Below are 25,908 nucleotides of genomic sequence, written 5' to 3' on the forward strand. Positions count from 1 at the left end.
AGTCGTTCTGCTGTCGCTCAAGCTTGAGTGTCAGACGAGAAGAACGGTAGCAGCGGCTTCAGCCGCGACCCGCAACCCATCATTGCCCGCTGCTGCTGGACGACGTGCCACCGTTCCGTCGGCAACGCATGGCAGCACCGCTGCTCGCGCATCACCTCCATCCGTCCCCGCCCGACCCCGTCGGACGGGAACCGCCTCCCCCGCTAGGCCGAACGACGCCGACGCCGGCGCCAGGCGATCAGCCGCCACAGCGCATAGCCGAGCAGCACGAACGGGGCCAGCCCCACCACCGCACGAATCGCCCAGGCGATCGATCCGGCGAAGATTTCGCCGCTGTCGTGCAGCGCCTCGCCGATGTCGCTGCGGCTCCGCTCGGCGGTCGGCGCCGAGAACGTCAGGGTCACCCGCTGCGTATCCAGGCGCCGGCGCTGCTGCGCGGCTTCCTGGCTGGTGGCGAGCAGTTGCGTCTCCACCGCGGCCAGCTTCTCCGACAGCGCGATCATGTCGGCCACGCTGAGATCGCGGCGCTGCTGGAACTCCTGCAGGCGCCGCTGCTCGGCCTGCAGGCGCTGGCGCTGCGCGTCGTTGTCCTGCACCGCCTGCGCCAGGTCCTCGGCGTGGGTGGTACGGCTCTCGATCTGGCCGCCCTGGCCCGCCTGCGCGATCAACGGCTCGACCCCGGTGGGCGCGATCCGCACGCTGAGTTCGCCGCGCGGCCGCTCGCCGCCGCGCTGTTCGACCTGCAACACCGTGCACGCGCCGAAACTGGATGTCCGGCAGCTTTCCTGCAACTGCTTGAGCCGTGCGGGAATCTGCGCTGCCGGCAGCGCCACATCGACCTCGTGCTCATAGGCAAGGGACGGCGCGGCGTTCACGTCGCCACTCGGCGGGGGCGCTGCGACGGCGGCCTCTGCTGCCTGCGCTGCGGCCTCGGCGGCACTGGCCGCGCTACTGGCGGCATCGGAGGAATAGAGATGGGCGGCCGGCAGCGCCGCGCTCTCGCCGCCGCGGCTGCAGGCAGCGATCGACACCGCCAGCGCCAGGGAAGCGCCCCAGCGACACCAGCGCCGACGCGCAGGCGCGACGACATCAACCGTGCCAGCCGCCGCGGCCGCGGCTTCCGGATCGAACGTCGTATCGCGTGCGACATGGCCATGAAGGCGACGTCCCTTGTCCTGCATTGCGGTGCTCCTGAATGGCGAAAGCCTTCAGGGTAATCCAATGGCAGGGGCGCTGGCAGCACGGCGCGGCTACCCTGGCGGATCGACCCACTCCAGGAACCCCGATGCGCAAGCACCTGCTCGCCGCCGCCCTGCTCGCCGCCCTCGCCGGCTGCCAGAAACCCGCCGACGCGCCCGCCGCCAGCAACGCAGCCCCCAGCCAGGCCGCGGCCGCGCCCGATGCAGCCGCCGACGCCAGCTTCGCCGCGCTGTCCAAGCGCGCCGTCGACACCTGGATGCAGCTGTCCCCGGTCGGCGCCACCCAGACCGGTGACCATCGCTACGACAGCGAACTGGACGACCTCAGCGCCGCCGGCCGGCAGAAGAGTCTGAACGCGAGCAAGCAGTTGCTGGCCGAACTAGACAAGCTCGACGTGGCCAAGCTCTCGCGCGAGAACCAGGTGGACGCGGCGATCCTGCGCAACCAGTTGCAGTCGGACATCTGGAACAGCGAGGTAGCACAAGGCTGGGCGACCGATCCGCAGGTCTACAACGGCCTGGCCGGCGGCGCGATCTACGGACTGATGGCGCGCGAGTTCGCGCCGCTGCCGGAGCGGCTGAAGTCGGCCACCGCGCGCATGGAGAAGATCCCGGCGCTGTTCGCGCAGGCGCGCGCCAACCTCGACCCGGCCCGCGTGTCGGAGATCAGCGCCAAGACCGTGGCCAAGCAGAACCGCGGCATCCTCAGCATCGTCGACAGTTTCATCGTCCCGCACATCCAGGAACTGCCGCAGGCCGACGCACAGCGCCTACAGGCGGCGATCGAGGGCCTGAAGAAGGCCGTGGCCGAACAGCAGACCTGGCTGGACCAGACCCTGGTGCCCAACGCCAAGGGCGACTTCCGCCTCGGCGCAGAGAAGTACGACCAGAAGCTGAAGTTCGCGCTCAACTCCTCGCTGTCGCGCGCCGAGATCAAACAGCGCGCCGAAGCCGAGCTCACGCGCGTGCGCCAGGACATGTACGGCATCGCCCGCACCGTGCTGAAAGACAAGCCCGGCTCGCCGGCGCTGGTCGATGCGCCCAGCGACGAACAGCAGCAGAAGGCGATCGAGGCGGCGCTGGAGCTGGCCTATGCGCAGCATCCGGCGCGCGACAAGGTGGTCGAAGCCGCCAAGGCCTCGCTGGCCGATGCCACCGACTTCGTGCGCAAGAAGGATCTGGTGACCCTGCCCGATGCGCCGGTGGACATCATCCTCATGCCCGAATTCCAGCGCGGCGTGGCGGTGGCGTATTGCGATTCGCCCGGCCCGCTGGACAAGAACCTGAAGACCTTCTACGCGGTGTCGCCGATTCCCGACGACTGGACCGCGCAGCAGGCCGACTCGTTCCTGCGCGAATACAACAGCCGCATGATCCACCTGCTGAGCATCCACGAGGGTGTGCCCGGGCATTACGTGGAAGGCTGGCACTCGGCCAAGTTCCCGTCGACACTGCGCGGCGTGCTGCGCTCGGGCGTGTTCGCCGAAGGCTGGGCGGTGTACACCGAGCGGATGATGCAGGAGCAGGGCTACCTGGACAACGACCCGCTGTTCCACCTGGTGCAGCTAAAGTTCTATCTGCGCAGCATCGCCAACGCGCTGCTCGACCAGGGCGTGCACGTGGACGGCTGGAGCAAGGAACAGGCGCTGCACCTGATGGTCCACGACACCTTCCAGCAGCAGAGCGAGGCCGAGGGCAAGTGGGTGCGCGCACAGCTGACCTCGGCGCAGCTGCCCACCTACTTCGTCGGCGTGCAGGAGCACCTGGACCTGCGCAAGGCGATGCAGGACAAGCTCGGCGCGAAGTTCAACCTCAAGGCCTACCACGACCAGGTGCTGTCCTACGGCGCGCCGCCGGTGCGGTTCGTGCGTGAGCTGATGCTGGACGAGCCGATCAAGTAACGGGGATTGGGGAGTCGGGATTGGGGATTGGTCACGTCCCGGTCGCTGAGGCAGTCAGAGAAGGGCCCCCTCGGGTGAGGGGGCTGCCGAAGACGGCGAAGATGTGCAAACGGAAGCGCGAGTGCAGTTGAATGCACATAGCGCACAGTGGTCTTCTCGCCACGATTAGACCGCGACCGCATCAGCCCTAGGCGCAACCAGCAGCGCGAAGGTGTTGCCAGGCGCCGCCACGATCGGCGGCGGCGCCTGCGCGGCTCACTCGCCGTACACCTCGATTTCCGAGTAGGCCAGCCACGAATACAGATTGTTGGCCTCGATCTTCAGGTACTGCGAGACACTGCCATCCAGGGCGATGTACACCGGCGCCACGTCCGACTGGTCCGGCTCGGTGTAGTACTGCGGATTGTCGAAGTACACCGGCCCCGGACTGGAGCTCCCGCCGAATACCGCGCCGTGACGGCCCGCGGAGACGGCGAAGTCGATCGGCTGCGGCGTGCCCGCGGTTTCGCTGGCTGCGGTGCGCACGGTGATGCGCACGCCGGTGACCTTGCGCATCTGCCCCAGGTTCACGGTGACGCTGCCCCAGTTGGTGCGTGCGTTCCAGTAATCCGTGTCGCTGAAGAAGCGGCCGTCGTACAGCGAGGCCAGGTTGTCCGAATTGGTCGGCGAGGTCGCACCGATGATCGGCAGGCGCTTGATCAAGGTCAGCGACGAAGGCGCCACGTACTGCACCTTGCGCAGCGGCAGATCGAGCGCACTGAAGCCGGTGTTGCTCAGGCCGGCCTTGATGTAGGCCTCGCGCTCGATCGGCCGGGTCTGGGTGTTGCCGTAGCGCGAGGCGATGGCGGCGACGATCGGCGCGGCGAACGAGGTGCCGGAGACCGCTTCGGTTTCCCACGTGGACATCAGGTTGGTAATCTCATGCGCAGGCGCCCACGCCTCGACGCATGGACCAGCGCTCGAACCTCGGGCATAGGAGTCTCCATTGCCATCGGCCCAGCGCGGACCGTTTTGCGCGCCGGTGAAGCGCGAACCGTCGCGTTGCAGGCCACCTACTACGACGATGCCGTCCATGTCTTTCGCATGCCATTTGGCGGGCTGACTGCCGGCCGCTGGCTCGTAGTAGCCGAAAGACAATTGGCAGGCGTCTTTCTCCAGTGGCAGAAGTCCATCGGTGTAGGCGTTTCCTGCAGATTCGGTTATGAAGAAGCGATTGCTGGCGGCGCGCATCCGGCGCCCGCCGCTTCGATTCGCCTGAAGGAAATTGGTCAGTCCAGGCGGCATATTGAACGACATGTTCAGAACCGCGAAATCGCCGACCGATTCGGCGTAGCGTACGGCCGAATTGAGCACAGCCGAGACGGTCTCCTCCTTGAGATCAGTCACGCCGAAGGCCTTGATCGGCTGTCCCGGATTGATGCCGCGCACGAACTGGCCGTTTTGCTTGCCCCCCACCAGACCCGCGATCGCCGTACTGTGGTCTCCAGGATAGAAGTTGCCCTGGGGATCCTGCTGATACACCACATTGAGCTCCTGCCCTGGGTTGCTCAGCAACTGATCGATCAGATAGAACGGATTGGAGGTGGTGACCCCATCGTTGGTCTGCGTATACGGCAATGCCCACGACGTGATCTCACCACCATTGACGATGTCGCCCGCGGCCGAGAACGTGGCGTGCGCCGCCTCGACCCCGCGCACCGACACCACCCAGTCGGCCTTGAGCAGTTGCGCCGCGGTGCGCTCCGGCATCCAGGCATAGACGGTGCTGGAGACCGTCGACAGCACCCGCTCGATCTTCACCCCCGGCAACTGCGCGATCTGGTCGGCGAAGTGGACCATGCCGGTGCTGTTCTCGTGCGCGCGGATCGCCGGATCCAGCGTGCGGTAGTCCGAAGGACGGGACTTGGCGTACAGGCGCGTGGTCTCCTGCAGCACGAACGGGTTGAGGTCGATCGCGTACAGGCGCCGCCCCTGCGCATCGGTGCGCGGCATGGTCGCTTCCTGCAGCATGCGCTTGGCCGGGAACTTGCCGCCGCCGGCCGCTTGCGGCTGCGCGTGCGCGGAGGCGACGGCCAGGCTGGCCAGCAGCGCGGCCAGCAGCAGTTCGGTCGATGTCTTCTTCATGGACTCATCCTTTGACTGGGGGATGCCCCGCTCATCGGGGCACCGGAACAGGGGTTCCACCCATCAAGGACGAGAGGCATGCGCAGCTCCCCTACCGCATATGCGGCATCGTCTACTCAGGCAGACGCTGCACGCCGCGCATCACAGTCCGCGCATGTGTCGCATCGCTGCGGCAGCGTCGGCAAGGCGATCGGGAGTGGCACCGAGGTCGCGATGCGATGACGCAATCCTGCGCGCATGCACGCTGCCTGGCATCCGCAGATCCAGGGCGCGAGGCGCCGCAGCGCGCCCGTGTGCGGGCGCGGCGACGCGACGCATTATCCGACGCGCTCTGGCGGTGTCTCGCTACTCCACAGCAGCATCGCGTCGCCGTAGCTGAAGAAGCGGTAGCGCTGGGCGATGGCGTGGCGGTAGGCGGAGAAGATGCGCTCGCGGCCGGCGAAGGCCGAGACCATCATCAGCAGCGTGCTCTCGGGCAGATGGAAGTTGGTCACCATCGCGTCGACGCTGCGGATGCGGTAGCCGGGCAGGATGAATATCTGCGTCTCGCCGGCGAACGGATGCAGTTCGCCGTCCTTGGACGCGCTTTCCAGCGCGCGCACCACCGTGGTCCCGACCGCGATCACGCGGCCGCCGGCCGCACGCGTGCGCCGCACCTGCTCGACCAGGCTTGCACCGACATTGAGCCACTCGCGGTGCATCTGGTGCTGCTCCAGCGCCTCCACCCGCACCGGCTGGAAGGTGCCGGCGCCGACATGCAGGGTCACGTGCCCGACCTCGACCCCGCGCTGCTGCAGCGCCTGCAGCAAGGGCGCGTCGAAATGCAGCCCGGCGGTCGGCGCGGCGACCGCACCGGCCTCGCGCGCGAACACGGTCTGGTAGCGCTCGCGGTCGTCCAGGCCCGGCTCGCGGCGGATGTAAGGCGGCAACGGCAACCGCCCCGCCTGCTGCAGCCAGTGCTCCAGCGCGCCGTCCACATGGAACTGCAACTGGTAGAACTCGCCATCGCGGCCCAGCACCTCGGCCTCGCCGCCGGCATCCAGGGCGATGCGTGCGCCGGCCTTGGGCGACTTGCTCACGCCCAGTTGCGCCCGCGCGCGCTGGCCGCCGAGCAGCCGTTCGATCAGGATCTCGACCCGCCCGCCGGTGCTCTTCTGCCCGAACAGCCGCGCCGGGATCACCCGCGTGTCGTTGAAGATCAGCAGGTCGCCGGCACGCAGCAACTCAGGCAGATCGCGCACATGCCGATCGGCGAAGGGCGCCGGTGCCGGCGGTACCAGCAGCAGCCGGCTGGCCGAGCGCTCGGCCAGCGGCTCCTGCGCGATCAGGTCTTCAGGCAGGTCGTAGTGGAAATCGGACTTTTTCACGGCGCCGGGACGATCGAGAGCAGGGCCGAATATTGTAGCGGCGCCGGGATTGGGGATTCGGGATTGGGGATTCGTTGAAGCAAAAGCGGGATCGCCGCGCTCTTGCCAATCCCCAATCCCGAATCCCCAATCCCGGCCCCTCAGCGCTCGAACTTGGTGGACAGAATGATTGACGAAGTGGTGCGCTCCACCCCGTCCAGCGCGCCGATGCGGTCGGTCAGTTCGTCCATGTCGTTGACGCCCGGCACCACGCCCAGCGCGATCAGGTCGAAGGAGCCGCTGACCGAATGCAGCACGCGCACCGCGTCGATCTCGCGCAGCGCCTTGACCACCGAGGTCATCTTCTTCGGCAGCACGGTGATCAGGATATGCGCGCGGATGTGCCCCTGTTCGTAGTCGTCGCGGGTGCGCACGGTGTAGCCGCAGATCACCCCCTCGCGCTCCAGGCGCTCGATCCGGCTCTGTACCGTGGTGCGCGACAGGCCGAGGCGGCGGGCGATCTGAGCGGTGGAGGCGCGCGCATCCTCGCGCAGCAGCGACAGCAGGGCGTCGTCGGAGGCGGTGATCTTCATGGCCACGTATTTTCGTCGAATCGACGAAATTGCGTCAATTCCTGCACGGATTCACGCTGCCATTCGACGATCCTGTCCCGATAATAGACAGGATCGTCACCAGACAGCCCGCCTTCAGGAGATCGCCCATGACCGTACTCGGCCCCCTCGCCCCGCTCCGTGCCCATGCCGGCGACCGCCTGACCCATGGCCTGGACGACGCCAGCATCGAACGCCTGGCGACGTCGCATCCGGCACTGCGCGCGGCGATCGAGGCGGCAGGCGACGACTACGCGCGCATCGCTGCCGAATTCGGCGAGTTGCTGGACCTGGACGAGGCCGAGCAGATCCGCCGCCTGCAGGCCGGGTTCGTCAATTTCTACGCCGACGACGCGGTGACTCCCTACGTGGCGCTGAGCGCGCGCGGCCCGTGGGTGGTGACCCTGAAGGGCGCTGTGCTGTACGACGCCGGCGGCTACGGCATGCTCGGCTTCGGCCACACCCCGGAGGCGGTGCTGGAGGCGATGACACGGCCGCAGGTGATGGCCAACGTGATGACCCCCAACCTGTCGCAGCTGCGCTTCGAGCGCGCGCTGCGCGCGGAGATCGGCCACCGCCGCGGCGGCTGCCCGTACGCCCGCTTCATGTGCCTCAACTCCGGCTCCGAAGCGGTGGGCCTGGCCGCGCGCATCGTCGACATCAACGCCAAGCTGCAGACCGACCCGGGCGCGCGCCATGCCGGCGCGAAGATCAAGCGTCTGGTGGTCAAGGGCAGCTTCCACGGCCGCACCGACCGGCCCGGCATGTACTCCGACTCCAGCCGCAAGACCTATCTGCAGCATCTGGCCAGCTACCGCGGCGACGATGCGCTGATCGCCATCGCGCCCTACGACGTGGAGGCGCTGCGCCGCGCCTTCGCCGAGGCCGAGCAGCACAATTGCTTCATCGAGGCGGTGTTCCTGGAGCCGGTGATGGGCGAAGGCGATCCCGGCCGCGCGCTGCCGCCGGCGTTCTACGCCGCTGCGCGCGAACTGACCCGCACTCACGGCAGCCTGCTGCTGGTCGACTCGATCCAGGCCGGGCTGCGCGCGCACGGCGTGCTGTCGGTGGTGGACTATCCCGGCTTCGAGCAGCTCGACCCGCCGGACCTGGAAACCTATTCGAAGGCGCTCAACGCCGCGCAGTACCCGCTGTCGGTGCTGGCGGTGACCGAGCACGCGGCGCAGGTGTACCGCAAGGGCACCTACGGCAACACCATGACCAGCAATCCGCGCGCGCTGGACGTGGCGACCGCGACCCTGGCGCAACTGACCCCGCAGGTGCGCGCCAACATCCGCGAGCGCGGCGCCGAAGCGGTGCAGAAGCTGGAGAAGCTCAAGGCCGAGCTCGGCGGCGCCATCACCCAGGTGCAGGGCACTGGCCTGCTGTTCTCCTGCGCACTGGCCCCGCAGTACAAGTGCTACGGCGCCGGCTCCACCGAGGAGTGGCTGCGCCAGCACGGCGTCAACGTGATCCACGGTGGCGAGAATTCGCTGCGCTTCACCCCGCACTTCGCGATGGATAGCGACGAGCTAGACCTGCTGGTCGGGCTGATCGGCCGTGCCCTGCGCGAAGGCCCGCGCGTCGCCCAGGCCGCGGCGGCCTAACACCCCCGCTGACGGCGCCGGCACGCCGGCGCCGCAGGAGCCAGATCGCGCACGCATCGGCGTGTGTTTTCATTGGCCGGCCGGCATACGCCGTACCGGCCGGGCCTCGTCGTCAACGGCGCAAGAAACACCATCGCGGTACCGGAGCGGGCACGGCGCAGCGCTGCGTGGCCGTGCATACCGCGGATGTCGTGCGACGGCCCGGCCGCGCCGATGCACCGTCGGCACCAGGCCATCCCCAGGTACATGCGCTGCCTGACAGCGGCGCTCATTTCTGATCCTTCGCCTCGGACTTTCACGCAGCCACGGCGCTCGCATCGCGCGCTCGGCGGCTCCGTCCAAACGACGAACCCCGCCCCCACCCTTCGCCATCTACCGATGGTCCGCCTAGGCCAACGGAACACGCCTTTTGTGTGTGCTGGCGGCATGCAAGCAATCGCGGATCGGCGCCAACCACAAAAGATATTGCAAACAATTCGCATTTGCATGGAAAATGAACGCCCTGCCTGCAGCGCATCCGCGGCAGACACCCCTTCGGCCAACGGCCCGACCGAGCCGTCGTCGCTCCCAGCACGGACGACGGCGCACGCGATCGGGCGCCCTTCATCCTGCCACCGAACCGCCCATGACCTCTCCGATCAAGCGCCGCAAACACACCGTGACCCGCCAGGTCGCCGCACCGACCCTCAGCACCGCCGTGCTGCTCGGCGGGCTGAGCCTGCTCTCCCCCGCGCATGCGGAGACCGGCGACCAGCCCACCACCCTGGACAAGGTCGACGTGCAGGCCCAGCGCGCCAAGCGCTACCTGGTGGAAGTGCCGGATTCGCCGAAGTTCACCCAGCCGCTGATCGATACCCCGCAGACCCTCAACATCATCGGCAAGGACCTGTTCAACGAACAGGGCGCCACCACCCTCACCGAAGCGCTGCGCAACAGCCCCGGCGTGGGCACGTTCTACGTCGGTGAGAACGGCAACACCAGCACCGGCGATGCGATCTACATGCGCGGCTTCGACAGTTCCAGCAGCATCTTCGTCGACGGGCTGCGCGACCTCGGCTCGATCTCGCGCGACGTGTTCAACATCGAGCAGATCGAGGTCGAGAAGGGTCCGGCCGGCACCGACAACGGCCGCAGTGCGCCGACCGGCGCGATCAACCTGGTGAGCAAGCAGGCGCACTTGGACAACGCCAGCAGCGCCACCCTGTCCGGTGGCGATCATGGCCAGCGCCGCGCGACCGCGGACTGGAACCAGGCCCTGGGCGCCAGCAGCGCGCTGCGGGTGAACGTGATGGGCCAGAACAGCGACGCCATCGGCCGCGACCATGTCGCCAACAAGCGCTGGGGCCTGGCCTCGTCGCTGGCGTTCGGCCTCGGCACCGACACCCGCTACCTGCTCGACCTGCTGTACGTGAAGCAGGACAACGTGCCCGATGGCGGCGTGCCGACGATCGGGCTGCCCGGCTACAGTTCGCCCGATCCCACACGGCCGTGGCTCGGCGGCGCCGCGCGCGTGGACAGCAGCAACTTCTACGGCACCCGCGCCGACCACGACGACGTGACCGCGAAGATGGCCACCTTCCGCATCGAGCACGACGTCTCCGACACGGTCAAGCTGACCAATACCGCGCGCTGGGGCCGCAACGAACAGGATTACCTGCTGTTCGCATTCATGCCCAACGCCGCCAACCTGCGCACGCCGAATCCGGCCGATGCATCGACCTGGACGGTGCTGCGCAGCCTGCCGACCTTCAAGGACCAGCAGTACACCATCCTCGCCGACCAGTTGAACCTGCGTGTGGACTTCGCCACCGGCGCGGTACGGCACAACCTGAGCACCGGCGTGGAAGCCTCGCGCGAGGAACTGCGCAGTTGGGGGCACAACCTCGTCGACCGTGCGGCCTGGCTGGCGGCCAATCCGGCCAACCTGTATGCGCCGGACTGGAACACAACGCAGCTGCGCACCGCACGCAACGGCGCGCGCAGCCACGGCACAACCACCACCTACTCGGCGTATGCGTTCGACACGCTGAAGTTCGGCGAGAGTTTCCTGGTCACCGCCGGGGTGCGCGCGGACCGCTACAAGACCGACTTCGACAGCCTGGTGTGCACCTCCGCCACCTCCACCGCCGCGCCCTGCACCACCGTGGTCGGCCTGGACACCGACATCGCCGACACGCTGTTCAGCTGGAAACTCGGCGCGGTCTACAAGGCCAACGAGGACGTGAGCGTGTACGCGAACTTCGCCACCTCGCAGCAGCCGCCCGGCGGCAGCACACTGGAACTGAGCGCCTCGGCCAACAACGCCAACAATCCGCGCTTCGATCCGCAGAAGGCCAAGACCGCCGAGGTCGGCACGAAGTGGAATTTCCTCGACGATGCGCTGTTCGCGACGCTGGCGCTGTTCCGCACCGACGTGAACAACGAGATCGTGCAGAGCAGCGACGGGCTGTACTACCAGAGCGGCGCAAAGCGCGTGCAAGGCGTCGAACTGTCGGCGGTGGGCAAGCTGACCGAGCGCTGGTCCGTGTCCAGCGGCTACACCAAGCTGGACGCGCGGGTGCGGCAAGGCACGACGGTCTCGCAGGACGGCAGCCAGGACCTGGCCTACACGCCGGACAGCGCGTTCACCGCCTGGACCACCTACACCTTGCCGTTCGGACTGACCGTCGGCGGTGGCGTGCGCTACTCGGGCGAGATGAAGCGCGGGCGCGACGGCGCGGTCGGCACGCCGGCGTTCGTGAAATCGTACACGGTGTGGGATGCGGTGTTGAGCTACCCGGTCAACGACCACCTGGCGCTGCGCCTGAACGCCTACAACCTGTTCGACAAGGACTACGTCGCCGCGATCAACAAGAGCGGCTTCCGCTACACGCCGGGCGCGCCGCGCTCGGTGCTGCTGACCGCCGAGGTCCGGTTCTGACCGACCGCGCCTTTCAATGCGCGGTGGACGCCCTATCCTGGGCGTCCACCGCCGGAGCGTCGCATGCTGCTGCACATTCCCGACATCCTCAGCGCCGATGAGGTCGCACGGTTCCGCCAGGCGCTGGCATCCGCCGACTGGGTGGACGGCCGCGAAACCGTCGGCGCGCAGGGCGCGCAGGTCAAGCGCAACCTGCAACTGGCCGATGCCTCGCCGCTGAAGCAGGAGCTCGGCCAGGCGGTGCTGAGCGCGCTGGCGCGCAGCCCGCTGTACTTCGCCGCGGCGCTGCCGTTGCGCACCATCCCGCCGCGCTTCAATCGCTATGCCGGCGGCGGCAGCTACGGCCTGCACGTCGATGGCGCGGTGATGACCCAGGCCGCCACCGCCGCGCAGCCGGCGCTGACCGTGCGCAGCGACCTGTCCTGCACGCTGTTCCTCAGTGCGCCGGAGGAGTACGACGGCGGCGAACTGCTGATCCACGACACCTATGGCGAGCACGAGGTCAAGCTGCCCGCCGGCGACCTGATCCTGTACCCGTCCAGCAGCCTGCACCGGGTGGCGCCGGTGACCCGCGGCGCGCGGCTGGCTTCGTTCTTCTGGGTGCAGAGCCTGGTGCGCGACGCCGGCCGCCGGCAGACGTTGTTCGATCTGGACACCGCGATCCAGGCGCTGACCGCCAGCGGCGCGGACGCGGCGGCGCTGCTGCGCCTGACCAACGTCTACCACAACCTGCTGCGCGACTGGTCGGAGACCTGAGCGTGCGCGGCGACGCGGACGCGGCCCGCACCGCCAGCGTGCGCACGCGCAGCGCCGGGTGCCAGCGTCCCGGCATTGCAGCGCAGCGCGTGGTCGACGCATGACCGCCGCATCCCTCCCCAATGCCGGCATCGCCACCCTGCACGGCCGCAGCATGGGCACGCACTGGAGCGCCAAACTGGTCGCACCGCGCGCGCATGACCTACCGGTGCTGCGCGACGCGATCCAGGCCCGGCTCGATCTGGTGGTCGCGCAGATGAGCACCTGGGACGCGCAGTCTGATCTCGTCCGCTACAACCGTGCCGATGCCGACAGCTGGCACGCCTTGCCGGCCGCGTTGGACACGGTGCTGCGCTGCGCGCTGGAGGTGGCGCAGCGCAGCGACGGCGCCTTCGACCCCACCATCGGCGCCGTGGTCGGCCTGTGGGGGTTCGGCGCCGAGGCCGGCGATCGGCGGGTGCCGGACGCCGTGGCACTGCAACAGGCCCGCGCCGCCGGCGACTGGCGCCGGCTGCACGTCGACGGCGCGGGCCGCTGGCAGCAGCCGGGCGGGCTGCAGTTGGATCTGTCGGCGATCGCCAAAGGCTACGGTGTCGACCTGGCGGCGGCGGCACTGCGTGCGCATGGCGTGGAAAGCGCATTGGTCGAGGTCGGCGGCGACCTCTACGGCTACGGCCGCAAGCCGGATGGACAGGCGTGGCGCGTGCTGATCGAGGCTGCGCCTGCAGAGGAACGGCGTGGCAACGTGGCGCCACGCGCGCTCGCGGTCGACGGCCTGGCGGTGGCCACGTCCGGCGATCGCTGGCACCACTTCGAGCAGGACGGCCGGCGCTACGGACACCTGCTGGACCCGCGCAGCGGCCGCCCGATCGCCGCGACGCTGGCCGCGGTCACGGTGGCGGCTGCCGATGCGATGCGCGCCGATGCCTGGGCCACGGCATTGGGCGTGCTTGGCGTGGAGGCCGGACTGGCCTGCGCCGAGCGCGAGGGGCTGGCGGTGCGCTTCCTGCTGCGCCACGCCGACGGCGTGCAGGAACGGCTCAGCAGCGCCTTCGCCGCATTGCTCGACGCATGAGCGTGCGCCGGTCGCGGTGACCGCTTTCGCACGGGTGAGCGCACACCCGCTGCCTGCCGCCGCTGTCTGCAGTGACGCCCCGACCGCACCGATCGCATCCCGCCTCCATCGCGTGTCGAAGACGTGATCGCGCGATCTCGGCTACAGCGCAGGCGGCGCACCGTAGTGGGCGGCCACATGCCGGCCGGATGCGCGTGCGGCAGGAGGCTTGGCAGCGATACCCGCCTTACGCCTCGCGCCGCGCGGGAGGCGCGCGTCGCGCGCCGATGGCCACGGTCCGCCGCGAAGGCGGACCGTCGCGGTTACGCGGCGACCGAGAACGAGGTCGACGCGCTGGCGTTGCTGCCGTAGCTGCGATACTGGTCCGACGCCAACTTGAGCAGCAATGCGTAGGCATCCTGCGCGCTGCTGGTACTGGAGGCGGAACTGGAATCGGAACTGCTGGCAGAACTGGAACTCGAACTGCTGGCGGCGCTGGTGTCGGCACCGCTGGCACCGGCAGTGGCACCGGCACCGCCCTCGCCACCCCGCGGCGGCGGCGGCCCCATCGGGCGCATGCCGCTCTTCAGTTCCTGCAGGCTGATGCCCCCGTCCTTGTCGCTGTCGAGCTTGGCGAACAGGTCGCTGCTGTCGCTGCCATTAGCGGCGGCGCTCAACTCCTTGCTGCTGATGACGCCGTCGCCATCGGTATCCAGGCTGCTCAGGATCGACTTGGCGTCCTTGTCGACACCGCCCTGCGGAGGCGGCGGCGGCGCCAGGGCCTGGGAGAACTCGCTCTCGCTGACGGTACCGCCACCGTCCTGGTCCAGCATGCTCATCAGGCCATCGATGTCGATGCTGGAACTGCTGTCGCTTTCGCTGGACTTCAGCGCCGCGCTCAACTCGGAACTGCTGAGGCTGCCGTCGTTGTCGCTGTCGATGCTCTTGAACAATTTCTGCAGCGGATTCTGCTCCGCGGTTTGCGTCGTTTGCGCAGACGCACTGCTGGCCGTACTGAAGCGGCTGGCAGCATAGGCCGAACTGCCACTGCTGATGCTGCTGATCATGCGAACCCCCTAGTGTCATGAAGTGCAGTCGTGGAATGCAGCGATCGCTGCGGTCATGGCTGCTCCGACGGGTCAACCCGACGCCAGCAGTGTCGAGGCATGGGTTGTCAGCAAGATATCGGCTTTGTATCAGAACTGAAACACACGCTGAATTCACATCCAGCGTGCCGGGCGGGCGTGCCAGCGGCTGATGTCGCGCGGCACCGCGCACCGGCGCATGCCTAGGCCAACGAGGCCGGCCATCGGTGAGGCAGCAACGCTGCGGGGTGGAACGCAGGTCCGGCAGGACCGGGCACGCCGCTGTGGGCACGCGGCCAGGCTGGCCCGCGCTCAGCGGACGGCGGGCGCCCCCACCTGATGCGGCTCGAACAGATACCCCTTGCCGCGCACGGTGCGGATCCATTGCGGCACCAGCGGGTCGTCGCCGAGCTTCTGGCGCAACCGCGAGACCTGCAGATCGATGCCGCGGCTGCCCGCCGCGGCGCTGGCCTCGCCATCGCCCAGTGCAGTGCGCAGCGTCTCGCGCGTGAGCACCTCGCCGGGCTGCTCGAGGAAGACCGCCATCAACCGCAGTTCGCCGGGCGACAGCGGAATCGTCCGCCCGTCCGGCGCCACCGCCTGGTGACGCGCGGCATCGACCTGCCAGCCGCCATGCGCCGCCGGCGGCGGCTGCGTGGCACGGATCCGGCGCAACACCGCATTGAGCCGCGCCACCAGTTCGCGCAGGTCGGGCGGCCGCACCAGGAAGTCGTCCGCGCCCAGATCCAGCCCGATCACCCGGTCCACCGGCTCGGCGCGATCAGCCATCATCACGATGGCGATGTCGCCGCGGTCGCGCAGATGCCGGCACATGCGCAGGCCCTCGGCGCCGTCGAGGCCGGCATCGAGCACCACGGCGTCGTAATGCCCGGCCGCCAGTTGCGCCTGCAGCTGCGGCGCGCTGTCGGCGTCGTGGGTCTGCAGGTTGAAACAGGCCAGGTAACCGCGGATCCGGTCGCGCAAGGCCGCGTCCGCGTCCGCCACCAGAATTTTCGCCATCCACCTGTTATCCGAGACCACCTGTCGGCTTCCGCTGTTCGGCCCGGGTGGCCGCGTCCGCGCATTGGACGCGGTCGGCGCCGACGCCGCAAGACCCGCGCGCACGGCGTCGCAGGCTCAGTCGGCGGGGGTCGCCAAGGTCTCGATGCGCATCGCCAGCAACTCCCCACCCCCGCTCAAAGCGAAGCGGCGCCTGGCATCGGCGGCCAACCAGGCACTGTCGCCGGCCGCCAGTGGCGGCAGTCCGCTGGCCGCATCGAACTGCGCTTGCCCTGCCAGAAGATGAACGGCCCAGGCGACACCGGGTTCGGCGAAGAACAGCATCGGCCCGACCAGCGGCCGGTGCAGCAGTTGCGTGCGTAGCCGGTCGCGTCGCCACATGAGGTTGAAATCGTGGGTCGGCCCGTCAAGCAACTCGCCGCGCAGCGGCCGCTCGCCGGCGAAGCGCAGGCGCGCGCACGGGTCCTGCAGCACCTGCTCCTCGCCGTCGTCGAAGCGCAGGCGCACGCCGTTGCCACGCAGCAGGATCAGTTCGCGATCGATCCCGGGAAAGGGCGAAAAGGCGGCGTCCTGCTCGATCTCGGCGATGGACAGGCGCAGCAGCCAGTCGTCGCCGACCGCCGGCAGCCGCAGGATCTCCCGGGTCCAGCCCAGGCCGTTGCGCCAGCGTTCGCGGCGATACTCGTTGGCGGGAATGACCCGCGCAGGCAGCATGCACCCATCCATCCGCGCATTCTGCACGATCGCGGCAACGGCGCCGGTCCCCCGGCCCGCCCGCGGGGACGCGGGGGCAACGCAAGACGCGCCATGGCCCCAAAAAAAACATCGCCCGGCTGCACGTCACTGTGCAACGCCGGGCGACGATGTACCTCCATGTCGGCTTCCTGCCTTCCCCCTTCGCGTCCTGCTCAGTGAGGCTGCGGCCGCGCATCCAGCGCCGGCCCTATCCTTTCGTTGCAAATCCCTTTAACGCCTTTCCACCGGCTTGGCAGCTGCCTGCTTGGCGGCTGTCGGCGCGGGTGCCTTCGTGGCGCCCACATCGATCCGGTCGCGGTTCCGCTCGACCGTCTTGAGCCCGATGCCCTTCACCAGTGCCAGTTCCTCGGCGCTCTTGAAAGGTCCGTGCGCCTGTCGGTAGTCGACGATCGCCTGAGCCTTGGCGGCTCCCACGTTCACCAACACCTGGTCGATTTCCTCCGCTCCAGCGGAGTTGATGTTGACCTTGTCCGCGGCGAGCGCGGAACCGGACAGCATCAGGGCAACGACCAGCGACTTCAGGACCACGATAAAAGACTGCATGGCAACGCTCCTTGTGACTTGGATGGGGACTTCGCCGGCCTTTCCTGCCGGCGTGGTCAGCATCGCTCGCCACATGGGTACAGCCTATCGTCGGAGCGCGTCACAAACAGCAGGTAAACGGCGCGTCGCCGTGTAGGAAAAACCCTACACGGGCACCGGGGCGTAGAATGGCTGCACACGTGTGCAATCACCCCGGAGTTTTTCATGGACAGTGCCAAGATCGACCGTTTCCTGAGCGAAAAGTGGGATGACGACATCGTCCCGCAACTGGTCGATTACATCCGCATCCCCAACAAATCGCCGATGTTCGACGCCGATTGGGTCGCGCACGGCTATATGGCCGATGCGGTGGCGCTGATGGAGCGCTGGGCGCGGGCGCAGGCGATCCCCGGCCTGCTGGTGGAGGTGGTGCAGCTGGAAGGGCGCACCCCGTTGATCTACCTGGAGGTGCCGGCCAGCAGCGACGCCACCGGCGAGGACACCGTGCTGCTGTACGGGCACCTGGACAAGCAGCCGGAAATGACTGGCTGGGACGCCGACCTGGGCCCGTGGACGCCGGTGCTCAGGGGCGACCGCCTGTACGGCCGCGGCGGCGCCGACGACGGCTATGCCCTGTTCGGTTCGCTGGCGGCGCTCCAGGCGCTGCAGGACCAGGGCATCCCGCACGCGCGCTGCGTGGTGCTGATCGAGGCCTGCGAGGAATCGGGCAGCTACGATCTGCCCGCCTACGTCGACCACCTGGCGGCGCGGATCGGCAAGCCCTCGCTGGTGGTGTGCCTGGATTCGGGCTGCGGCAACTACGAACAACTGTGGTGCACGACCTCGCTGCGCGGCCTGGCCGGCGGCAACTTCAGCGTCAAGGTGCTCAGCGAAGGCGTGCACTCGGGCGACGCCTCCGGCGTGGTGCCGTCGAGCTTCCGCGTGCTGCGCGACCTGCTGTCGCGGCTGGAGGACGAAGCCACCGGCAAGATCAAGGTCGACGGCCTGTACGCCGACATCCCCGAGGAGCGGCTGGCGCAGGCACGCAAGGTCGCCGAGGTGCTGGGCGACGAGGTCTACAGCAAGTTCCCGTTCCTGCCCGGCATGCGGCCGATGCACGAGGACCTGTCCGAGCTGGTGCTCAACCGCACCTGGCGCCCGGCGCTGTCGGTGACCGGTGCCGACGGCCTGCCGCCGCTGGCCTCGGCCGGCAACGTGCTGCGCCCGGAGACCGCGGTGAAGCTGTCGCTGCGCCTGCCGCCGACGCTGGACGGCAAGCGTGCCGGCGAACTGCTGAAGGAGGTGCTGCTGCGCGACCCGCCGTATGGCGCCGAGGTGTCGCTGGCGCTGGAGAAGTCCTCCTCCGGCTGGAACGCGCCGGCGCAGTCGCCGTGGCTGACCGATGCGATCGAAGCGGCCTCGCAGGCGGCGTTCGGCAAGCCGGCGATGTACATGGGCGAAGGCGGCTCGATCCCGTTCATGGGCATGCTCGGCGAGAAGTTCCCCGGCGCGCAGTTCATGATCACCGGCGTGCTCGGCCCGCATTCCAACGCGCACGGCCCCAACGAGTTCCTGCACATCCCGATGGGCAAGCGGGTGACCGCCTGCGTGTCGCGGGTGATCGCCGCCCACTATGCCGCGAGCCTGCGCGGCGAGACCACCGGCAGCGCAGCGGTGGCCGGTGGCGAGCAGCATGGCGGGCATGGCTGTTGTTGAGGGGCCGGGATTGGGGATTCGGGATTGGAGATTGGCGAAGCCGGTTTCCTGGCTGCCTGATTTCCCTGATTTCTGCAGGAGAGGCGTCGGTCCAAACGCGACGCCCCTCCCTAGCGTGACCGTTGGACAGCGCAGGCGGCCAGCCCCATGGGCTGGCCGCCTGCGCCGCGCCCCCAAGCATCGACGCCATCACAGTCGATCTGGCACGATCCGACGCTGATTCCCTTCCGCGTCCGGAACGCTTCCCATGCACACTCTGTTCGGCAGCGACAGCTGGCTCTACATCATCCTGGTGGGCTTCGTGGTCGGCCTGCTGGCGCGTTTCCTCGGCCCCAGCAGCGGGCGCTCCGGCTGCCTGTTCACCGTATTGCTGGGCATCGCCGGTGCGTTGCTGGCCGGCTGGTTCGGCCACTACATGGGCTGGTACAGCCGCGGCGAGCCGGCGGGCTTCTTGGGTGCGCTGCTCGGCGCCATCGCCCTGCTCGCCTTGTTGCGGCTGTTCTCCAGCAAGCGCTGAGGCGCGGCGCGGCGCTCGCCACGGCGGCGGCGCCCGTTTACGCTGTGCGGCTCGTTTCCGCCGCAGCCTGCCGATGAGCGCCAGCCCGACCGTTCCCGATGTCCTTGCGGCACGCGCCGCACACCGCCTGGCCTGGGCGCGCACGGCGCTGGGCGATGCACAGGCGACGCTGGAGCGCGCCTCGGTGGACGCCGGCCAGCGCAGCTACTGGCGCAGCCACGGCCATGGCGTCAGCCGCATCGTGATGGATTCGCCGCCGGACCTGGAAGACGTGCGGCCGTGGCTGCGCATGCACGCGCTGCTGCACGGCGGCGGCGTGCGGGTCCCGGAAATCCTGGCGCAGGACCCGGAAGCCGGCTTCCTGCTGCTGGAAGACCTGGGGCAACCGACTCTGGCGCAACGCCTGGACACGACCACCGCGGATGCGCACTTCGACGCTGCGCTCGGCCAGTTGCTGCGCCTGCAGGCGATCGCGCCGCCGCCCGGCATGGGCGTGTTCGGCGAGGCGCTGCTGCAGCGCGATGCCGGGCTGTTCGAGGACTGGTTCCTGCAACGCCATCTTGGGATCAGCCTGGATGACGACGAGCGCGCGGCCCTGCACGCAGTGCAGCGCCAGCTCATGGACAACGCGCTGGCGCAGCCGCAGGTGCTGGTGCATCGCGACTTCATGCCGCGCAACCTGATGCCGGCGGCCGACGGCCCGGCCGTGCTGGATTTCCAGGACTGCGTGATCGGGCCGGTGGCCTACGACCCGGTCAGCCTGTTCAAGGACACCACGGTCAGCTGGCCACTGGCACGGGTGGACGCCTGGCTGGCCGGCTACCACGCACGCGCGCTGCAGGCCGGCATTCCGGTGCCGCCGCTGGCGCAGTTCCTGCGCGACGCCGAGTGGATGGGCATCCAGCGTCACCTCAAGAACCTGGGCATCTTCGCGCGGCTCAACTACCGCGACGGCAAGGCCTGGTACCTGGACAACGTACCGCGCTTCATCGCCTACCTCGACGAGGCGCTGCCGCGGCACCCCACCTTGCAGCCGCTGGCACAGCTGCTGCAGACGCGGATCAAGCCGGCCCTGGCGCAGCGCGCGGCGGCCGGCGCATGAAGGCGCTGATCTTCGCCGCCGGCCTCGGCGAGCGCATGCGGCCGCTGACCGCGCACACGCCCAAGCCGCTGCTGGCGGTGGGCGGCACGCCGCTGATCGTCTGGCACCTGCACAAGCTCGCTGCGCTGGGCGTGCGCGAGGTGGTGATCAACACCTCGTGGCTGGCCGAGCAGTTCCCGCAGACGCTCGGCGACGGCAGCGCGTTCGGGCTGCATATCTCCTATTCCTACGAAGGCGCCACGCCGCTGGAAACCGGTGGCGGCATGTTGCACGCGCTGCCGCTGCTCGGCGAGGCGCCATTCCTGCTGGTCAACGGCGACATCTGGACCGACTTCGATTTCGCCCGGCTCGCGCCCGAGCCGCCCGGCCTGGCGCAACTGGTGCTGGTGGATCCGCCGGCCTATGCCGCGCACGGCGATTTCGCCCTGCAGGACGACGGGCACGTGCACAACACCCGCGAACCGCTGCTGACCTACGCCGGCATCGGCATGTACCGCCCTGCCCTGCTGCGCGACTGGCAGACCATCGCCACCCCGGCGCCGACCGCGCCGGGCGTGCCGCCCCGCTTCTCGGTGGTGCCGCTGCTGCGCGCGCATGCAGACCAAGGGCGACTCCATGGGCTGCGGCACCACGGACGCTGGACGGATGTGGGGACGCCGCAGCGGTTGGCGGAGTTGGATGAGGTGCTGGGAATGGGGAATCGGGAATTGGGAATGGGGAAAAGCTGAGGTCCCGCAGCTTGCCTGCGCCACGGCGGCACGCAGGCATCTCCAGAACCCTTCGATTCCGCGCACACGCGGAACATCAGCGGCGCCGTGCCCGGTCACGCGGCGCGAAGCGCGGTTTTTCTCGAATGCCGCAGTCCGGCTTCGGTTGCGGGAATCTCAGTTTTTCCCCATTCCCGATTCCCCATTCCCGATTCCCAGCCTCCGCAAAAACGGCACCGTCACCCGCCGCTGCGCCGCCAGCGATTCGCGGTCCAGGCGTTCCAGCAGGCCGATCAGGCCGGCCAGGTCGCGGCCGGCGTGCGTCAGCAGCCAGTCGATCGCCGCATCCTCCAGCACCAGGCCGCGGCGCTGGGCGCGTTCGCGCAGCACCGCGGCGCGGCCGGCGTCGTCCAGCGGCGCCAGCGCGATGCGGGTGCACTGCGACAGCCGCGAGCGCAGGTCCGGCAGGCTGAGCGCCAGGCCGTCGGGCATGGCCTGCGCGGTGTACAGCAGGGTCACCCCGGCGCTGCGCGCACGGTTGTGGAAATCGAACAGCGCCACTTCGTCCTCGCGCTGCCCGGCGATCGCTTCCAGGCCGTCGAGGGCGACCAGGTTGCGGCCCTCCAGCGCCTCCAGCGCATCGCGCAGGCGCCCGGCGGCGGCCTGCAGCGGCAGGTAGGCAGCACTGCGCCCGGCCTGTTCGGTGGCCGCGCACAGCGCCAGAGCCAGGTGGGTCTTGCCGGTGCCGGCGGGGCCGGACAGGTACACCCAGTCGTCGGCGGCGCCGTCGGCGACCGCCTGCAACTGCGCCAGCAGCCCGTCCGGCGCGCCCAGATAGCGGTCCAGGCGCTGCTCCGGCGGATAGCGCAGGGCCAGCGGCAGTTGCGGCACGCTCACGGTTGATCGGGGCTGCGCGGCGGCAGTTCGATGATGGTGGTGCGCTCGGTGGCGGTATCCAGCAGGATCGCCGACTTCTCGCCCGCATACAGATCGCTCTGCCGGTACTGCTCGTGCAGGTAGTGCAGCAGCACGTTGGCCACCGCCGCCACCGGCAGCGCCAGCAGCATGCCGAGGAAGCCGAACAGCTGGCCGCCGGCCATCACCGCGAAGATCACCGCCACCGGGTGCAGGCCGATCTTGTCGCCGACGATGCGCGGGGTCAGCACGTAGCTCTCCAGCAACTGGCCGACGGTGAACACCACGCCGACCAGGATCAGCAACTGCAGATCGAAGCCCTTGGCCTGCACCAGCGCGGCCAGTACCGCCAGCAGGATGCCGGTGGTCGCACCCAGGTAGGGAATGAAGCTGATCAGGCCGGCGACGATGCCGATCAACAGCCCGAGCTTGAGCCCGACCAGGGTCAGGCCGCCGGCGTAGATCACGCCCAGCGCCAGCATCACCAGGAACTGGCCACGGATGAACGCGCCCAGCACCTCGTTGGACTGCAGTGCCAGGCGGGTGATCGTGGCGACGTGGTTGCGCGGAATGGTGGCGGCCACGCGCGCGACCAGCAGGTCCCAGTCGCGCAGGAAGTAGAAGGTCAGGATCGGCAGCAGCACCAGGTTGACCACCCAGGTCACCATCGCGAAGCCCGAGCGCGACAGGTAGCCGAAGAAGGTCGCGGCGACGCCGCCGGCCTGCTGCCAGTGCCCGCGGATCCAGTCGATCAGCCGCTCCGGGTCCAGCCAGGCCATCAGCTCCAGCCCGGTCTTCTGCTCGGCCCACGGGATCGCGGTGCCGATGAACCAGTCGCGCGCCTGCGGCAGCACGTCGATGAAGGTGACGATCTGCCGCTCCAGCATCGGCACCAGGATCACCAACGCCAGCACCAGCAGCAGGACCATCAGCACGAACACCAGGGTCACCGCCATGTTGCGCGAGCGCCCGGCGCGCTCCAGGCGGTCCACCAGCGGATCGCCGAGCCAGCCGAGCAGCAGCGCCAGCACGAACGGGGTCAGGATCGGCGCCAGCAGCCACACCACCCACAGCACGCCGACGATCACCGCCGTCCATTTCAGGCGGCGCAGGAACAGCGCGATCTCGGCTTCGGGCGACAACATCATTTCAGGCGGTACTCCGTCGGCTCGCTGTTGAGGATCACCGGACCCTCGACCGGCGCGACCACCGGCTGCAGCGCGGCGTCCGGGCCGAGCATGCGGTTCAGGCCGGACACGCCGCTGAGCAGGTCCAGATCCAGTTCCAGGCGATCGCCGTCGGCACGGATCGGCACGATGCGCCGCACCACCGAGGCGTTCTGCAGCGCAGCGGAGGCGCGCAGATAGTCGTCGGCGCTGCGGATGCCGGTGATCGCCACCCGGTAGATGCCGGCCGGGCCGGCGCTGACCGCCTTGGCGTAGCGCTTGACCAGGGCGTCGGCGGCGCCGTCGGCACCGCTGGCCATGGCGCGGCGCGCGTCGGCGTCGCTGGCCGACCAGGTCGACAGCACCTTGCCGCCATCGACGAAGGTCCAGTCCGCGGTCCAGCCGCCGGCCTTGCCGCGGTACAGCTTGCCGATCAACTGCATCGGCGGGCTGTAGCGCGACGAGGCGCTGGCCACCGCGGCGGTGTCCTGGCGCCAGATCGCGCCGGCCAGGGCCTGCTCGGCGGCGTTGCCGGTGGGCAGGCCGAGGCGGAAGCCGCGCTCGATCGCGCGATCGAGCAGGCTGCGCGCGGCGTTGGACTGCTGCACGCCGACCAGGCGCGGGCCGCTGCCGTCGTCGATGGCCAGCCACACCACCGGCTTGGGCCGCGGCTGCGGCCACACCGGCAGCCCCAGCGCCGCGGCCAGGCCGTCCACGTCCTGCGGGCGGAAGCGCGCCACCAGGATGGTGCGGAAGGTCGGCGCGCCGCTCGGCGAGGTGCCCTGGTCCTGGCGGTAGTCGAAGGTGTCGACCAGATTCTTGGCGTTGCGCAGCGCCTGGGTCACCCCGGGCCGCGACATCACCCCCTTGTCGCCGGAGATCTTGCCCAGCACCACGCCGAGCGCGCGGGACAGGGCGCCGTTGCGGTCGGCCTCGCTCTGGCTGTTGACCGGCACTTCGGCGTCGTAGGGGCCGGTGGCGCCGGCCACGTCGCCCTCGGTGCGCAGCTCGGCCTGGGCCAGGGCGCTTGCGGCAGGCAGGCACAGCGCGAAAGACAGGAGGAAGGCAAGGCTGCGGCGCATGAAGGGTCCAGTACTCGACGTATCCGGGGCGAATTGTTGCCCGAATGCGGGCCTAGCGCCAATGCGGCCTGTTAAAATCGCCGCCTTTCCGCCGACCCCGCCGCCCGTGACCACTTCCCAGCCCCCCGCCGCCGCCCCGTTGACCTACCGCGACGCCGGCGTCGACATCGATGCCGGCAACGCCGTCGTCGAACGCATCAAGCCCCTGGTCAAGCGCAGTTTCCGCCCCGAGGTGATGGGCGGGCTGGGCGGCTTCGGCGCGCTGTTCGACCTGTCCGGCAAGTACCGCGAGCCGGTCCTGGTGTCCGGCACCGATGGCGTCGGCACCAAGCTGAAGCTGGCGCAGCAGCTCGGCCGCCACGACACCATCGGCATCGACCTGGTCGGCATGTGCGTCAACGACGTGCTGGTGCAGGGCGCCGAGCCGCTGTTCTTCCTGGACTACTTCGCCACCGGCAAGCTCGACGTGGAGACCACCGTGGCGGTGGTCGGCGGCATCGCCCGCGGCTGCGAACTGGCCGGCTGCGCGCTGATCGGCGGCGAAACTGCGGAAATGCCCGACATGTACCCGCCGGGCGAGTACGACCTGGCCGGCTTCACCGTCGGCGCGGTGGAGAAGTCGCAGCTGCTCGATGGCGCCCGCGTGCGCCAGGGCGACGTGCTGATCGGCATCGCCTCCTCCGGCCCGCATTCCAACGGCTACTCGCTGATCCGCCGCATCTACGACCGCGCCGGGCGCCCGGCCGACCTGCAGGTCGGCGGTGTGGCCCTGGCCGACGCGCTGATGGCGCCGACCGCGCTGTACGTCAAGCCGATCCTGTCGCTGCTGCGCGAACAGGGCGAAGGCATCCACGCCATGGCGCATATCACCGGCGGCGGCCTGACCGAGAACATCATCCGCGTCATCCCGGAGGGCCTGGGCCTGGACATCCGCGCCAGCGCCTGGACCCTGCCGCCGGTGTTCGACTGGCTGCAGCGCGAAGGCGCGGTGGCCGACAGCGAGATGTGGCGCACCTTCAACTGCGGCATCGGCTTCGTGCTGGTCGCCGCGCCGGCGCAGGTGGCCGCGCTGGAGCGCAGCCTGGACAGCCTGGGCCTGGCGCACTGGCAGATCGGCGCGGTGGTGGCCGCCGCGGACGCTGGCGAACGCGTCCACATCGGCTGAGCCGCATGGCGGCGGCCAAGCGCGCCTGGCTGACGCTGGCGCTGGCGGTGTTCGCCGCCAGTTGGCTGTGGCCGCTGTGGCCGGCGGAACAGGCCATGCACAGCTCCCTGGCGATGCTGGGCCTGGCCTGGCTGGTCTGGCACGACCGGCGCTGGCCGCTGCGCACCGGCCACTTCGCCGCCATCTGCCTCTTCATCAGCGTGCACAACGTCGCCGCGCACTGGCTCTATTCCAATGTGCCCTACGACCAGTGGCTGCGCGCGCTGACCGGTGGCTGGTCGCCGAGTGCGGCGTTCGGCTGGCAGCGCAATCACACCGACCGGCTGATCCACCTGCTGTTCGGGGCGTGCTTCGCGCCGGCGCTGCGCGACCATGCGCGCCAGCGCTGGCCGGCGCTGTCGGCGCGGCAGGCCTTCGTGCTGGCGACGATGACGATCATGTGCGCCAGCCTGGTCTACGAATGGCTGGAATGGCTGATCGCGCTGCTGCTGTCGCCGCAGCAGGCCGAGTCCTACAACGGCCAGCAGGGCGATCCCTGGGATGCGCACATGGACATGCTGCTGGCCACGCTGGGCTGCGCCAGCGCCTGGCCATGGCGACGTGCCGCGCCGCCACTCCCCTCCACGCTGCGCTGAGA

Annotated in this window: 22 protein-coding genes; 11 read left to right on the forward strand and 11 right to left on the reverse strand. The window is 69.3% G+C overall.

Annotated features, from left to right (window positions below):
• Positions 1-203: 203 nt before the first annotated feature.
• A complete protein-coding gene (locus AC1PLR_RS13825; protein WP_481103599.1) occupies positions 204-1,031 on the reverse strand; it encodes a DUF4349 domain-containing protein in 828 nt (275 codons plus the stop codon).
• A 254-nt stretch (positions 1,032-1,285) separates the two neighbouring features.
• On the opposite strand from AC1PLR_RS13825, the gene AC1PLR_RS13830 reads away from it, so the two are divergent.
• The gene (locus tag AC1PLR_RS13830) at positions 1,286-3,100 is read left to right on the forward strand and encodes a DUF885 domain-containing protein (RefSeq protein ID WP_481101352.1); all 1,815 of its coding nucleotides are present in this window, start codon (positions 1,286-1,288) and stop codon (positions 3,098-3,100) included.
• 255 nt (positions 3,101-3,355) lie between these two features.
• Here the strand turns inward: AC1PLR_RS13830 and AC1PLR_RS13835 are convergent, their stop codons facing one another.
• The 3 genes from AC1PLR_RS13835 to AC1PLR_RS13845 all read right to left on the reverse strand — a co-directional run bounded on the left by AC1PLR_RS13835 (position 3,356) and on the right by AC1PLR_RS13845 (position 7,163).
• Positions 3,356-5,284: a S8/S53 family peptidase gene (locus tag AC1PLR_RS13835; RefSeq protein ID WP_481101353.1), complete on the reverse strand. Its 1,929-nt coding sequence runs from the start codon at positions 5,282-5,284 to the stop codon at positions 3,356-3,358.
• A 257-nt stretch (positions 5,285-5,541) separates the two neighbouring features.
• Positions 5,542-6,591: a tRNA preQ1(34) S-adenosylmethionine ribosyltransferase-isomerase QueA gene (gene queA / locus AC1PLR_RS13840; RefSeq protein ID WP_481101354.1), complete on the reverse strand. Its 1,050-nt coding sequence runs from the start codon at positions 6,589-6,591 to the stop codon at positions 5,542-5,544.
• Between the two features lie 140 nt (positions 6,592-6,731).
• Positions 6,732-7,163 (reverse strand): Lrp/AsnC family transcriptional regulator, encoded by a 432-nt coding sequence (locus AC1PLR_RS13845; protein WP_010344072.1) that lies wholly within the window; start codon positions 7,161-7,163, stop codon positions 6,732-6,734.
• Positions 7,164-7,291: 128 nt separating this feature from the next.
• Here AC1PLR_RS13845 and AC1PLR_RS13850 point away from each other — a divergent pair, with 128 nt between their 5' ends.
• The 4 genes from AC1PLR_RS13850 (at position 7,292) to AC1PLR_RS13865 (ending at position 13,539) form a co-directional block, all read left to right on the forward strand.
• The gene (locus tag AC1PLR_RS13850) at positions 7,292-8,788 is read left to right on the forward strand and encodes an aminotransferase class III-fold pyridoxal phosphate-dependent enzyme (RefSeq protein ID WP_481101355.1); all 1,497 of its coding nucleotides are present in this window, start codon (positions 7,292-7,294) and stop codon (positions 8,786-8,788) included.
• 625 nt (positions 8,789-9,413) lie between these two features.
• A complete protein-coding gene (locus AC1PLR_RS13855) occupies positions 9,414-11,708 on the forward strand; it encodes a catecholate siderophore receptor Fiu (protein WP_481101356.1) in 2,295 nt (764 codons plus the stop codon).
• A 63-nt stretch (positions 11,709-11,771) separates the two neighbouring features.
• Positions 11,772-12,464, forward strand: a complete 693-nt coding sequence (locus tag AC1PLR_RS13860) for a Fe2+-dependent dioxygenase (protein ID WP_371181519.1) — start codon at positions 11,772-11,774, stop codon at positions 12,462-12,464.
• Positions 12,465-12,564: 100 nt separating this feature from the next.
• Positions 12,565-13,539, forward strand: a complete 975-nt coding sequence (locus AC1PLR_RS13865) for an FAD:protein FMN transferase (protein ID WP_481101357.1) — start codon at positions 12,565-12,567, stop codon at positions 13,537-13,539.
• A 302-nt stretch (positions 13,540-13,841) separates the two neighbouring features.
• Here the strand turns inward: AC1PLR_RS13865 and xopAW are convergent, their stop codons facing one another.
• The 4 genes from xopAW to AC1PLR_RS13885 all read right to left on the reverse strand — a co-directional run bounded on the left by xopAW (position 13,842) and on the right by AC1PLR_RS13885 (position 16,922).
• Positions 13,842-14,585, reverse strand: a complete 744-nt coding sequence (gene xopAW / locus AC1PLR_RS13870) for a XopAW family type III secretion system calcium-binding effector (RefSeq protein WP_481101358.1) — start codon at positions 14,583-14,585, stop codon at positions 13,842-13,844.
• Between the two features lie 330 nt (positions 14,586-14,915).
• The gene (locus tag AC1PLR_RS13875; protein ID WP_481101359.1) at positions 14,916-15,623 is read right to left on the reverse strand and encodes a response regulator transcription factor; all 708 of its coding nucleotides are present in this window, start codon (positions 15,621-15,623) and stop codon (positions 14,916-14,918) included.
• A gap of 117 nt (positions 15,624-15,740) precedes the next feature.
• Entirely contained in the window at positions 15,741-16,337 is a 597-nt protein-coding gene (locus tag AC1PLR_RS13880; protein WP_481101360.1) for a HutD/Ves family protein, read from the reverse strand.
• Between the two features lie 252 nt (positions 16,338-16,589).
• A complete protein-coding gene (locus AC1PLR_RS13885; RefSeq protein ID WP_010344081.1) occupies positions 16,590-16,922 on the reverse strand; it encodes a ComEA family DNA-binding protein in 333 nt (110 codons plus the stop codon).
• A gap of 204 nt (positions 16,923-17,126) precedes the next feature.
• Between AC1PLR_RS13885 and AC1PLR_RS13890 the strand changes: the two genes are divergently transcribed.
• The 4 genes from AC1PLR_RS13890 to murU all read left to right on the forward strand — a co-directional run bounded on the left by AC1PLR_RS13890 (position 17,127) and on the right by murU (position 20,964).
• A complete protein-coding gene (locus tag AC1PLR_RS13890; protein WP_481101361.1) occupies positions 17,127-18,617 on the forward strand; it encodes a M20 family metallopeptidase in 1,491 nt (496 codons plus the stop codon).
• A gap of 247 nt (positions 18,618-18,864) precedes the next feature.
• Positions 18,865-19,134 (forward strand): GlsB/YeaQ/YmgE family stress response membrane protein, encoded by a 270-nt coding sequence (locus AC1PLR_RS13895; protein ID WP_010344083.1) that lies wholly within the window; start codon positions 18,865-18,867, stop codon positions 19,132-19,134.
• Positions 19,135-19,207: 73 nt separating this feature from the next.
• Positions 19,208-20,236, forward strand: coding sequence for an aminoglycoside phosphotransferase family protein (locus tag AC1PLR_RS13900; RefSeq protein ID WP_481101362.1), 1,029 nt, complete (start codon positions 19,208-19,210; stop codon positions 20,234-20,236).
• Positions 20,233-20,964, forward strand: a complete 732-nt coding sequence (gene murU / locus AC1PLR_RS13905; RefSeq protein WP_481101363.1) for an N-acetylmuramate alpha-1-phosphate uridylyltransferase MurU — start codon at positions 20,233-20,235, stop codon at positions 20,962-20,964. Before AC1PLR_RS13900 ends, murU begins: the two co-directional genes overlap by 4 nt.
• A gap of 156 nt (positions 20,965-21,120) precedes the next feature.
• Here murU and hda read toward each other — a convergent pair whose 3' ends face one another.
• The 3 genes from hda to AC1PLR_RS13920 are packed head-to-tail and all read right to left on the reverse strand — an operon-like array spanning position 21,121 to position 24,106.
• On the reverse strand, positions 21,121-21,840 hold the full coding sequence (gene hda, locus AC1PLR_RS13910) for a DnaA regulatory inactivator Hda (RefSeq protein WP_481101364.1): 720 nt from the start codon (positions 21,838-21,840) through the stop codon (positions 21,121-21,123).
• Positions 21,837-23,006: an AI-2E family transporter gene (locus tag AC1PLR_RS13915; RefSeq protein ID WP_481101365.1), complete on the reverse strand. Its 1,170-nt coding sequence runs from the start codon at positions 23,004-23,006 to the stop codon at positions 21,837-21,839. The genes hda and AC1PLR_RS13915 overlap by 4 nt, the downstream gene beginning before the upstream one ends.
• Complete coding sequence (locus AC1PLR_RS13920) at positions 23,003-24,106, reverse strand: DUF2066 domain-containing protein (RefSeq protein WP_420009398.1); 1,104 nt, start codon at positions 24,104-24,106, stop codon at positions 23,003-23,005. The genes AC1PLR_RS13915 and AC1PLR_RS13920 overlap by 4 nt, the downstream gene beginning before the upstream one ends.
• 106 nt (positions 24,107-24,212) lie before the next feature.
• Between AC1PLR_RS13920 and purM the strand changes: the two genes are divergently transcribed.
• Together purM and AC1PLR_RS13930 are read left to right on the forward strand one after the other, a co-directional pair.
• On the forward strand, positions 24,213-25,271 hold the full coding sequence (gene purM / locus AC1PLR_RS13925) for a phosphoribosylformylglycinamidine cyclo-ligase (protein ID WP_481101366.1): 1,059 nt from the start codon (positions 24,213-24,215) through the stop codon (positions 25,269-25,271).
• 5 nt (positions 25,272-25,276) lie between these two features.
• Complete coding sequence (locus AC1PLR_RS13930) at positions 25,277-25,906, forward strand: DUF2238 domain-containing protein (protein ID WP_481101367.1); 630 nt, start codon at positions 25,277-25,279, stop codon at positions 25,904-25,906.
• Positions 25,907-25,908: the final 2 nt, after the last annotated feature.

The sequence above is a fragment of the Xanthomonas sp. NCPPB 3570 genome (assembly GCF_056725115.1).